This window comes from Marinobacter sp. SS13-12 (genome assembly GCF_030227115.1).
Classification (GTDB): Bacteria; Pseudomonadota; Gammaproteobacteria; order Pseudomonadales; family Oleiphilaceae; genus Marinobacter.
The window spans coordinates 2,247,695-2,259,712 of sequence record NZ_JASSUA010000001.1 but is presented as its reverse complement, the minus strand read 5'-3'; the positions used below and the strand labels follow the sequence as shown (position 1 = coordinate 2,259,712).

Annotated in this window: 7 protein-coding genes; 6 read left to right on the top strand and 1 reads right to left on the bottom strand. The window is 59.1% G+C overall.

What is annotated here, in order from left to right:
• Positions 1 to 39: 39 nt before the first annotated feature.
• Entirely contained in the window at positions 40 to 4,926 is a 4,887-nt protein-coding gene (locus QPL94_RS10380; RefSeq protein ID WP_285357193.1) for an NAD-glutamate dehydrogenase, read from the bottom strand.
• 144 nt (positions 4,927 to 5,070) lie between these two features.
• Between QPL94_RS10380 and QPL94_RS10375 the strand changes: the two genes are divergently transcribed.
• The 6 genes from QPL94_RS10375 to QPL94_RS10350 are packed head-to-tail and all read left to right on the top strand — an operon-like array spanning position 5,071 to position 12,018.
• Entirely contained in the window at positions 5,071 to 6,033 is a 963-nt protein-coding gene (locus QPL94_RS10375; RefSeq protein WP_285357192.1) for an AAA family ATPase, read from the top strand.
• 10 nt (positions 6,034 to 6,043) lie between these two features.
• On the top strand, positions 6,044 to 6,988 hold the full coding sequence (locus QPL94_RS10370; protein ID WP_285357191.1) for a DUF58 domain-containing protein: 945 nt from the start codon (positions 6,044 to 6,046) through the stop codon (positions 6,986 to 6,988).
• Between the two features lie 18 nt (positions 6,989 to 7,006).
• Complete coding sequence (locus QPL94_RS10365; protein ID WP_285357189.1) at positions 7,007 to 7,477, top strand: DUF4381 domain-containing protein; 471 nt, start codon at positions 7,007 to 7,009, stop codon at positions 7,475 to 7,477.
• The gene (locus QPL94_RS10360) at positions 7,471 to 8,493 is read left to right on the top strand and encodes a vWA domain-containing protein (RefSeq protein ID WP_285357188.1); all 1,023 of its coding nucleotides are present in this window, start codon (positions 7,471 to 7,473) and stop codon (positions 8,491 to 8,493) included. The genes QPL94_RS10365 and QPL94_RS10360 overlap by 7 nt, the downstream gene beginning before the upstream one ends.
• A complete protein-coding gene (locus QPL94_RS10355; protein WP_285357187.1) occupies positions 8,486 to 10,273 on the top strand; it encodes a VWA domain-containing protein in 1,788 nt (595 codons plus the stop codon). The genes QPL94_RS10360 and QPL94_RS10355 overlap by 8 nt, the downstream gene beginning before the upstream one ends.
• On the top strand, positions 10,267 to 12,018 hold the full coding sequence (locus QPL94_RS10350) for a BatD family protein (protein ID WP_285357186.1): 1,752 nt from the start codon (positions 10,267 to 10,269) through the stop codon (positions 12,016 to 12,018). The genes QPL94_RS10355 and QPL94_RS10350 overlap by 7 nt, the downstream gene beginning before the upstream one ends.

The window sequence follows — 12,018 nt, the reverse complement described above, 5'->3', positions numbered from 1 at the left end:
TGCCGGAATTGAACGGCAATCAACGCCATAAAGCAATACTCAAGTAGTCGCACTGAGTGCGTCGTCGTGCTGTTCGTGCATGGTTGTCTGTGCCAGGTCCAGCAACTCTCTCAGAGCCACCGAGAACATCGCGTATTCCGGTTCCCTGACGCCCTTGAGCTCGGTCAGCATGGATTTCCAGCGGTTGATCATGGCGGCGTGCCTCTGCATCCAGTTCTCGACACAACCATTGACGTCAGCTGGCTTCTCGGCAAGCTTGAGCACGCCTGTGGTCAGTGCCCGCTGTTGCCAGTCCAGGTCTTCCCGGAAGCTCTCCCGCGCCAGTGCCTGCCAGTGGGAGCCGGGCACCAGTTCCGCGATGGCTTTGGCGAACCAGTTCAGGTCCAGCTTGTCGCCAAGGTCATAATAAAGATTGGCAACGGTTTTCAACGGCATGCCGGTGGCCTCCCTAGCTTCTATAATACCCAGCGACGAATACAGGTAGCTGGTGCCGGACACCACAGAGGCAAGCTCCGTCGGCAATCCCGACTCAACCAGTGCATCGTGTCGCTTCTTCCAGTCTGCCCTGGCCTGGTCTCCCAGATAATCCGGCAGGTCCGCCGTGATTTTCCACACACTGTCGGCAAACCGCTCCATATGGCTCTGGATACTGAGTTCAGCCCGGCGGTTACGAAGCAACCAGCGAACCGCCCGGCGGATCAGTCGCATGAGGTCGCCCATCAACTCCATCTGCAAGTTCGCCGGAATGAAGTAGTCCAGGTATTCAATCTTGTCCCACCAGGTATCCAGGCGGAACACGTCCCGGGCAATGATCCACGCCAGCGCAATGGAACCGGCATCGGCACCGGTAGACTGCTTCAGTCTCTCAACAAAGGTAATGCCCATGTGATTGACCATATCATTCGCAATCTGGGTGGCGATGATCTCGCGACGCAACTGGTGCTCGCCCAGCTCCTTTGAAAACTTGCGGGTGAGCTCTTGCGGAAATACCTTGTACATCTCCCCCGCCAACGAAGGTTCGTCGGGGAGACTGCTGTTGATAAGGGTCTGTTTCAGGTCACCCTTGACGTAGGAAATCAGCACCGAAAGCTCGGGACGCGTCAGCCCTTTCTTGTCCAGTTTCCTCTCGGAGAGCGTCTCGTCATCCGGCAGGAACTCGAGGCTGCGATTGAGCTTGCCTTCGCTTTCCATGGTGTTCATCAGGCGGCGGTATTCTTCCAGCCGGCTCACTGCACCCATGCTGGCAATACTGATGGCCTGGGTTTGCCGGTAGTTGTTTTTCAGCACCAGAGCGGCAACGTCATCGGTCATCTCCTCCAGCATGATGTTGCGCTGTTTGTCGGTGAGATCCCCCATGGCGACCGCATGGTTGAGCAGGATTTTCATGTTTACTTCGTGGTCAGAGCAGTCCACCCCACCGGAGTTATCGATAAAGTCCGTATTCAGCCGGCCACCCTTCAGGGCAAATTCAATGCGCCCCAACTGGGTCATGCCCAGGTTGCCGCCCTCACCTACAATCTTGCAGCGGAGCTCCGAGCCGTTAATACGTAAGGCGTCGTTAGCCTTGTCCCCCACATCGGCGTGGGACTCTTCGTGCCCCTTAACGTAGGTGCCGATACCACCGATCCAGAGCAAATCCGCCTGGGACTTGAGTATATGGGTGATCAGCATGTTGGGGGGCACGCGGTCAGACTTGATGCCCAGCAGTTTCTTCATCTCCGGGCTGACCGGAATCGACTTGGCACTGCGGCTGAACACACCACCGCCCTTGGAAATCAGGCTGGTGTCGTAATCGGTCCACGATGAACGGGGCAGCTCGAACAGGCGCTTGCGCTCCTTGTAGCTTTTGGCGGCATCCGGCGCCGGGTCAATGAAGATGTGAATGTGGTTGAACGCAGCAACGAGCTTCGTCTTCTCGGACGACAGCAGGCCATTACCAAACACATCACCACCCATGTCGCCGATGCCGATGGCAGTGAATTCGTCCAGAGCGGGATTGATGCCCAGCTCGCGGAAGTGCCGCTCCACGGATACCCAGGCGCCCCGGGCCGTAATGCCCATTTTCTTGTGGTCATAGCCGTTGCTGCCGCCGGAGGCAAACGCATCCCCCATCCAGAAGCCGTATTCCGCAGCCAGGCCGTTGGCGATATCCGAGAAGGTCGCCGTACCCTTGTCGGCGGCTACCACCAGGTAGTGATCGTCCTCATCGTGACGGATCACCGACTCCGGCGGTTGGATGCCGGCATCCACAAGGTTATCGGTAATATCCAGCAGGCCACGAATAAAGGTTTTGTAGGCCTCGATACCCTCGGCCTGGAAAGCTTCCCGGTCCGACATGTCGGGCAGGCGCTTGGCCACGAAACCGCCCTTGGCGCCTACCGGCACAATAACGGCGTTCTTGACCTGTTGCGCCTTGACCAGCCCCAGGATCTCGGTGCGATAGTCCTCAAACCGGTCGGACCAACGCAGGCCACCGCGTGCAACTTTACCGCCACGCAGGTGCACACCTTCAACCCGTGGCGAGTAGACAAAAATCTCGAACATGGGCAGGGGCAACGGAACGTCCGGAATCTCTGACGGATCGAACTTCACGCTGATATAGGGTTTGGTGCGGCCGTCCTTGTCCGGCTGGTAGTAGTTGGTGCGCAGGGTGGCCTGCATCAGTTCCAGGAACAGCCGCAGCACCCGGTCCTCGCTGAGGTTTTCGACACTGTCCAGGCCAGCATTGAACTCGATCTCCAGTTTCTGCTGGGCAGCCGCACTCTTGCCGTCACTCTGGTAACGCGCGGGATTGAAACGAACCTCGAAGAACTCGAGTAACAGGCGCGTCAGTTCCACATGGTTGACGAGGGTGTTGGATATGAAGGTCTGACTGTTGGAAAAGCGAATCTGCCGCATGTAGCGCGCATAGGTGCGCAGCAGGGCAATTTCCCGCCAGCTCATGTAGGAGGACAACAACAACCGGTTAAAGGCATCGTTTTCCGCATCGCCGTACCAGACCCGACGGAACAGGTCTTCGAAGATAGGGCGGATGCGGTGGATATCCACCACTGCTCCGCTATGAGCCTGCAGGGTGAAGTCGTGTATCCAGACAGTCTCGCCGCGACGGTCACTGACCTCAAACGGATGTTCACCAATAACCCGGAACCCGAGATTGTCGAAAATCGGCATTACATCGGATAGCGGCAATGGCTCATCCGGATAGAAAAGCTTGAAATGCAGCGTGCTTTCGTCCTCTTCCAGCGCCCTGTAGAAGCTCATGGTGAGATGCTTTTCTCTGGCAGCTCCGGCAATGTGCTCAAGGTCTATGGCCGCCCGCCGTGGCGAGAACATGTCCTTATAGCTGGCCGGAAAGCCTGCGGAATAGAGCCGGAACATTTCGTTGCCCTGCTCTTCACCGTACGCCTCATTCAATGCTTCCAGCAGGCCGTCACGCCAGGACTGGGCAAGATCAATAACCTTCTCTCGAATCTCCGAGATCGGTATCTGGCGGTTTTCCACCTGGGGCACGCGAACCGTGAACTGCACCCGTGCCAGCACCGATTCGGAGAAGTGGGTGACAAACTCGATGTCCTCCGCCTCAAGCCTGTCCCGCAACACCTGCTCAACCTTCAGGCGCAGTTCCGTGTTGTAGATATCCCGCGGGAAAAATGCCAGACAGGTGACGAACTGACCATACACATCCTCCCGCATGAACAGCTCGATGCGACGACGTTCCTGAATGTAGAGAATGCTTTTGGCAACCGACAGCAGCTCACCGGGCTCGATCTGGAATAATTCGTCCCGTGGATACACCGTGAGTATCTGATCAAGCTCTTTACCGGCGTAATCGGCCCGCAGAAAACCGGAACGCCTCATGACGGTCTGGAACTTGCGGCGCAGCAGAGGAATCTCGTCCGGCCGTTCGTTGTAGACGCGGGACGTATACAGACCCAGGAAGCGGCGTTCACCGACCACTTCACCTTTGCTATTGAACTTCTTGACCGCAATGTAGTCGGGATAAGCAGGCCTGTGCACTCGCGAGCGCTGGGCAGACTTGGCAAAGATGAAAATATCATCCGTGCGGGTCATCTCATGCCGCGTGCGTTGCGGCAATTCGTTCAGCCGCACCTTGTCCGGGCGTTCATTGTTGACCCGCAGGATACCCAGCTCGGAATTCTCAACGCGGCGGACCACCAACCCGCTCTTGTCCTTGGCAAAATCGTATTCATCGTAGCCCAGGAAGGTGAAATGGTCCCTTACCAGCCAGTCCAGGAATGCCTTCGCTTCTTCTTTCTGCTCTTCGTCGATACCGGCGGTGGTGCTATCGAGTTCCCGACTGATTTCATTGACCTTTTCAGTTACAAGAGGAAAGTCACTGACCGCAATCCGGACTTCATGAAGAATGGTCTGAAACACTTCTTCCAGCGACCGGAGATCCTCCGGATTGCTGTGGCGGTCGATTTCCAGAACAATGAACGCCTCGTGATTGCCATCGGCGACCTTTTTCTTGGGTGGGTGCAGTTTTTTCAACTTGCCCTGAGCGTCGCGCTCCACCTGGAGAATCGAATGCTGGATCGAGTGGGTACCTATCTCACGCTGATTGATCGCTATCCGCAGAGAATCAATCAGGAACGGCATGTTCGGGTGAAGAATGAAGATGACGGAGTGGGTCGACTGCCAGCCGTCACTTTCCAGCTCGGGATTGAACACCGCCACCGGGGTTTCTTCGGCGGTACGTTTCTGCAGAAACTTCCAGGCCGCAAGAATGGCACCGTAGGTATCGGAAAAACGGCGACTCACAAGCTCTTCGAGAGGAATATGGGCATAATGCTGCTTTGCGAATTCACTGATTTTCTTCGCTTCGGGTTTCGCTATTTTTTCCGCGAAAGCTTCGTCCAGCTGCTGAAAAAACTGTTCCTTGCTGGCGATAGTCAGCGCATTCATAGTCGACCTCTATGAGTGTGAAATAAACGTAATCGGCGTACTGTCACATAAGCATAGTCAAAGCCTTGATTTTTGCGCCGCAGATGCGAAAACTGCGGCAACTACTTACGCGAACCGTCCCTGCAGTAGGAGTAGACATTCCCCATGGCATTACAGCATACGTTTGGTGAGCTCAGATCTCAGTTAGCAAAAAGAATCATCGGCCAGGAAAAGCTGGTGGACCGTTTGCTGATTGCCCTGCTCGCCGACGGCCACCTGTTGGTGGAAGGCGCACCCGGGCTTGCCAAGACAACCGCCATCAAGGCCCTGGCCGATCACCTTGAAGGTGACTTCCACCGTATCCAGTTTACTCCGGACCTGCTGCCGTCAGACGTTACCGGCAGTGAGATCTACCGGGCTGAAACCGGCCAGTTCGAATTCCAGCATGGGCCGATTTTCCATAATCTGGTGCTGGCTGACGAGATCAACCGCGCGCCGGCCAAGGTTCAGTCAGCATTGCTGGAGGCCATGGGGGAACGCCAGGTCAGCGTCGGCATGCGCACCTTTCCGCTGGACCGTCTGTTCATGGTAATGGCCACCCAGAACCCGATCGAACAGGAAGGCACCTATCCGCTTCCCGAAGCCCAGCTTGACCGGTTCCTGATGCACGTGGTCATCGACTACCCTTCCGCTGATGCGGAAAAGGCGATCCTGCACCTGGCCAGAAATGACTATCGGCGCGGGCAGGTGGCCGCGGAAGTCCGTCTCACGGCCGACCAGGTTTTCGACGCCCGGAACGAGGTCTCGGATATCTACATGTCGGAGCCGGTCGAGCAGTATCTGCTGGCCCTGGTGCTGGCAACCCGGGACCCCGCCACTCTGGACCCCGAGCTTGCCCGCTGGACTGCCTTCGGTGCCAGCCCGAGGGGCACGATTGCCCTGGATCGTTGCGCCCGGGCCATGGCCTGGCTTGATGGAAGGGATTACGTCAGCCCGGACGATGTCCGCAATATCGCCTTTGATGTACTCAGACACCGTATCCTGCTGACCTTCGAAGCCGAAGCCGAAGGCCTGACCGCAGACGCCATCATCCAGCGACTGATCGACCGCGTTCCGGTAACCGCCTGAAACCGTGACCATGACTGCAACCGAACCAGCCACCCATATTTCCCTGCCGGAGCTGATCCGGTTACAGGCAGATGCCCGTGCCCTGAAGTTGCCAGCGGCACGGCCGGTCAGGTCCCGCCAGGCCGGACTGCAGCGTTCTCCACGTCGGGGGCGGGGAATGGCTTTTGCGGAGGTGCGTCAATATCAACCCGGCGACGATATACGCAGCATTGACTGGCGGGTTACCGCCAGGCGGCAATCCCCCCATACCAAGCTTTATGAAGAGGAGCGCGAGCGTCCGGTACTGTTGCTGTGCGACCTTGGCCCTTCCCTGTTCTTTGCCAGTACCGGTGCCTACAAACAGGTCCGTTGTGCACAGCTGGCCGGTATTCTGGCCTGGCTGGCGCTCTGGTCCGGGGATCAGGTGGGGGGTATCGTGTTCAACGGCAGCGAGCTGAGCGTTCAACGCCCTGCCCGCCGCAAGAAATCAGTGCTGCGTTTGCTTGATACCGTGGCGCAGCAGCAAAGAGTATCCCGGAACGATCCGGACCTGCAGGGGGGCAGTGAGACCACTCGTGCTCTCGACACCGCACTGCAGGAGGCCCGCCGGGTCGCTCACACCGGCAGTCGTATTTTTGTGATCAGTGATTTTCTCAACATTACCGCAGACACGTCACGGCTGCTCGGGTCGCTGGCACGCCACAATACCGTCAGCGCCCTCAGGGTCATTGATCCGCTGGAGCTGAAGCTGCCAGACAGCGGACGCTTCGCCATCGCTGGTGAAGACGGGCCGGTATGGTTTGACAGCAGTAATCCACGGTTTCAGCAGGCGTATGCCGAAAAGGTACGGCAGCATACCGAAGCAGTGGGCGAATGCTTCCGCACCGCAGGCGTACAACCGGCCAGTGTCATGACCAGCGACCAGCCGGCACTGATACTGCAGACACTGCTCGGCCCCCGTGGCCACATTGGATAACAGGACCGCTTCTAGCCCATGATGGAACAGGATCCACTGAGCCAGCTCAGAGACATACACCTGCCGCAACCGGGCGGCTTCTGGCCTCCCGCGCCGGGCTGGTGGTTTCTGTTCGCCATTGCCCTGGCGCTGGCCGTACTGGCCTTTGTTCTTGTCAGGCGAAAACAGCGCAGAAACCGCTGGCTTGGCGTCGCAAAGAGAGAGTTGCTACGGCTGGAACAGACTGCGGCGGCAGATAATGACTGGTTTGCTGCCCTGAACCAGCTGTTGAAACAGTCGGCTCGCATGCGCTACCCGGAACAGGTACCGGAATCGCTGTCGGGCGAGCCCTGGATCCGCTTCCTGCTTGAAACCAGCCCGAAAGACCGGGTCGCATCGCGACCGGTGGTCGAGGCCATGGTCAACAGTGCCTGGCAACCGGTACCGGGGTGCCGACCAGAGGAAGCCGTCGCCTTTGCCCGGGTTTGGCTGGGAGGACAGAGATGCTGAGCCTTGCCTTTCCCTGGGCACTGTTACTGGCCCTGTTGCCCTTGCTTACGCACTTGCGTCGCCGTAGTGCCCAGGCGGTGGAGGCGCCGGTTTTTCCCGTCGGCCACTGGCTGTCCGATTTGCCCGGCGTCAGCCGCAGCGGCAGCAGAACCCCCCTCTGGCAACAGCTGGTACTGTTGCTGATGTGGCTTCTGCTGGTGGTAGCGCTGGCCCGGCCGCAACATGTCGGGGAGCAGGTACAACTGCCCGTCAGCGGCCGCGACCTGCTGCTGGCCGTGGACATTTCCCCCTCCATGGACGAACAGGACATGGTGGTTCAGGGCCGCAGCATTAACAGACTGCAGGCGGTCAAGCGGGTACTGGATGACTTCATCCAGCGCCGGGAAGGGGACCGGCTCGGGCTGCTGCTGTTTGGCACCGAACCCTACATCCAGGCCCCTTTGACGTTTGATCGGGCAACGGTGCAAACCTTACTTAACGAGGCCGGCATTGGCATGGCCGGGAGAGCGACTGCCATAGGCGACGCCCTGGGTCTGGCCGTCAAGCGCCTGCGGGACCGCCCACAGGAACAACGGGTCGTCATACTGCTGACCGACGGCGCCAATACGGCGGGAGAAATTGCCCCGGACAAGGCCGCCGAGATCGCCAGGGCTGCCGGTGTGCGCATCTACACCATCGGCATTGGCGCTGAATCCATGGTGCAGCGCGGGCTGCTTGGCTCACGCCGGGTCAATCCGTCCCGGGATCTGGACGAGGACCTGCTGAAGCGGGTAGCCCAGCAGACTGGCGGAGAGTATTTCCGTGCCCGCAGCCTGCCCGAGCTCGAGCTGATCTACGAAAGCATCAACCAGCTGGAACCCATTGAACTGGAAGGCAAGCACTACCGTCCCGTGACCGAACTTTATGCCTGGCCAGCGGGCCTTGCCGCCCTGATATGGTTATTGATGCAAGGTGTCAGGCTGGCAGGTGTCAGACGCCATTCGGTCAACACCGCACAGGAGGCAGGCAATGGCTGACTTTCATTTCCTTCGCCCACTGTGGCTACTGTTATTACTGGCAGCCTTCCTGTTGCCGCTGGTTTTACGGCGCTTTCACCAGAGCGACAGCGGCTGGAGCAGGATCATTCCCGCAAGACTGCTGCGCCCGATGATCAGCCACTCGGGTGCCGCCGGCTCTCCCCGAAAGTCACCCGTGTTACCGGCGGTTGCCGCCTTAGTCGTGCTGTCGATTGCGCTGGCCGGGCCATCCTGGCGACAGGCCCCCACGCCGTTACAGCAGCAGAACGACAGCCTGGTGATCGTGCTGGACCTGTCCCTGTCCATGCTGGCTACCGATGTGGAGCCAGATCGGCTGACGGTCGCCAAACGCAAGATCCGTGATATCCTCAAGGCCCGCGAAGGTGCCCTCACCGCACTGGTGGTGTATGCGGCAGATGCCCATGTGGTCACGCCCCTGACGGATGACCGCAACACCATCGAAGGCATGCTGGACGTACTTGAGCCCGTCATCATGCCCGCGGCCGGAAACCGCACCGACCTCGGTATCAAGCGTGGTCTTGATTTGCTGGAACAGGGAGCCCCCGGCAACGGACGCCTGTTGTTGATCGCAGACGACGTTGCAGAACGCTATCGCCAGCGCATTACCGATCACCTGGCCAACAGCCGCTTTGCCCTGAGCACACTTACCGTCGGCACCGCAGAGGGTGGGCCGATTCCGTTGGCACGCCAGGGATTTATCAGGGACAACGGCGATATCGTCATCGCCCGTGCCGACCCGGACAGCATGGCGGACCTGGCGCGCCGTAACGACGGCGACAGCCACACACTGACCATTACCGATGACGACATCCTTGCTCTGGAGCTCCGCCCCATCGACGCCGCTGACTGGGAAGACAGCGATCGGGACCTGACGGTCAATCGCTGGCAGGACGATGGCTACTGGCTACTCTGGCTGGCGGCGCCTCTGGCGCTTATTGGCTGGCGTCGCGGTGCCATGGTCATCATGCTGTTCGCGCTCTTGCCGCTCACGCCCCGCCCGGCCATGGCACTGGACTGGGACAGCCTCTGGTCGCGGCAGGACCAGCGGGCGCCGGAACTGATCGAGAAAGATCCCGGCCGGGCAGCACAGGTCCTGGATGATCCCGCCTGGCGCGGCAGCGCGCTCTACCGCGAAGGAAACTTCGAGAGCGCTGCAGAGGCCTTTGCCCGGGCCGAGACTCCATCGGCGCAATACAATCGTGGCAATGCCCTTGCGCGGGCCGGCAAGCTGGAAGAAGCACTGAAGGCTTACGACAGAGCGCTGGAGAAACAGCCACAGAACGAGGATGCCCGATTCAACCGTGACTTGGTAAAGCAGCTTATGGAGCAACAACAGGACCAGTCCGGTGGTGAAGGTAATGAATCCTCCGACCAGGACGGGGACCAGCAACAACAGGACGATCAGCAGAACTCCCGGGGCGATTCGGACAGCCAGAATCAGCAGGGCAACTCGTCCGGTCAGCCCGGTGACCAGCAGCAGGACAACCAGCAGAATAATCCGGACAATGAGCCGGATGGCGACGGTGACAACCAGGAACAGGAACAATCCCCGGGACAGCAGGACCAGAGCAACACTGAAGGCACTGACAGCGAGGCCGCCCGATCGCCAGCCGAGTTGGAGACCTCGCCACTGAGTCAGGGTCAGGAGCAATGGCTCAGGCGGGTTCCGGACAACCCCGGCGGCCTGCTGCGAAGAAAATTCCTGCAACAATACCAGGAACGGGAAACACCATCTGACGAGGGCGATACACCATGGTAAGCCGGCTGACCTATCCGTTTATTCTGATATCGCTGCTTCTGACCATGGCTGGACAGGCCATGGCTGCGCAGGATCTGACTGTGGAGCCTGACCGGACTCGCCTGTACGAAGGCGAAGTACTGACGTTGACGGTGAAAGGCAGTACGAAGATTGATATCAACCTCGGCAATCTGTTTGATTTCGACATGTCCAGCCTGCCCAAGCCGGATATCGAGAAAGTAAAGGACGATTTCGAAATCCTGGCCCGCAATCAGCAGTATTCCATCCGCACAATCAACAACGAAATGGTTGGCGAAATCACCTGGACCTACCAGCTGGCCCCCAAAACGACCGGCAAGCTGACGATTCCGGCGCTGAAATTCCGGGATTCAGAATCCGACCCGGTCACGGTCAATGTCATCGACGGCACACCACCGGAGGTGGAAGCCGATGCGTCGCGTGACAGTTTTATCGAACTGGCCGCCGACAAGGACGAAGTCTACGTGCAGGAACAACTGGTGCTTACCATCAAGCTGTTCTTCACCGGCAACCTCATCCGTGGTGAGCTGTCAGAGCCCGAGCATCCACACGCCATCATTGAGTCCCTGGGCAAGCAGAGCGAATACACCCGCTACAGGGACGGCGTGCGCTACAGAGTGGTGGAACGCCGATACGCCATTTATCCCCAGAAAGAAGGACAACTCAGCCTGCAGCCCATCCGATTTGAGGGTCAGGCCCGCAACAGCGACGGCCAACTGAAATTCCTCCGTGACAATGCCACCCTGTTCGACGTACCCGTCAACGGAATTCCTGCAGATTTCAGCGGTGATACCTGGTTGCCAGCACGCAACCTGGAGCTGAATGAGTCCGGGTTGCCACAAAGCCGGACACTGACGGCGGGACAGAACCTCACCCGAACCCTGACTCTGCAGGCAGATGGCTTACCGTCGGAAACCCTGCCGCCCTTCCCCGAAGAAATGCCCGACGGCATTCGTGCCTATCCCGAGAAGGCAGAGCGATCCACAACCCCGGGCAGCGAAGGGCTGGCATCTCGACTCACCCAGACCACAGCGTTGGTGCCAGTACAGCCTGGACAACTGGTGCTGCCTGAAATCCGGATCCCCTGGTGGGATACCGAGAGTGACACCGAGCGGGTTGCGGTGGTCCCTGCCAGAACGCTGACCATTGATGCCATTCCCGGTCAGATTGAGACCTCAGCCGCTGACTCACCCAACCAGGCCACCCGCGCTGTTGAAGAGGAAGGGGATGAAACGAAAAATACAGCTACAGGGACCGCTGGCGCTGGTTTCTGGCCTCTGGCGACGCTGACACTTCTGGGTATCTGGGTGGTTACCCTTGCAGCCTGGTGGCTGTCCCGACGCAAGTCGCGGCCCGAAACAGCGGCCGAAAACCCCCGTGAGATTCGTGAGAAGGCCCTGTTCCGGGAACTCTGTGAAGCAGGCCGAGCGGGATCACCGACAACCACCGAGTTGCTGGTACGCTGGATGGCGGTGCAGCATCCGGAAACCACCTTCCGCAGCGTGGTGGATGTTAACCGGTTTCTGCAGGACAAAGACCTGGCGGCCGAGATTGAACAGTTGCAGCACCGGCTGTTCGGAACGCCGGAACAGCAAGCGTCGGCCCCCTGGGATGGGGACCGCCTGGTGGCAACACTGATCCGGATTCGCGGTGCCGCTGGCTCGCACAGCACAGAAGAGCCGTTACCGCCACTCTACCCAGACGGTTTGAGAACCAGCGGAAACTGA

Excerpts from the sequence above, each read along its gene's own strand:
- QPL94_RS10380 (WP_285357193.1), bottom strand. The coding sequence starts at position 4,926 with ATGAATGCGCTGACTATCGCCAGCAAGGAACAGTTTTTTCAGCAGCTG.
- QPL94_RS10375 (WP_285357192.1), top strand. The coding sequence starts at position 5,071 with ATGGCATTACAGCATACGTTTGGTGAGCTCAGATCTCAGTTAGCAAAA.
- QPL94_RS10350 (WP_285357186.1), top strand. The coding sequence starts at position 10,267 with ATGGTAAGCCGGCTGACCTATCCGTTTATTCTGATATCGCTGCTTCTG.
- QPL94_RS10360 (WP_285357188.1), top strand. The coding sequence starts at position 7,471 with ATGCTGAGCCTTGCCTTTCCCTGGGCACTGTTACTGGCCCTGTTGCCC.
- QPL94_RS10355 (WP_285357187.1), top strand. The coding sequence starts at position 8,486 with ATGGCTGACTTTCATTTCCTTCGCCCACTGTGGCTACTGTTATTACTG.
- QPL94_RS10370 (WP_285357191.1), top strand. The coding sequence starts at position 6,044 with ATGACTGCAACCGAACCAGCCACCCATATTTCCCTGCCGGAGCTGATC.
- QPL94_RS10365 (WP_285357189.1), top strand. The coding sequence starts at position 7,007 with ATGATGGAACAGGATCCACTGAGCCAGCTCAGAGACATACACCTGCCG.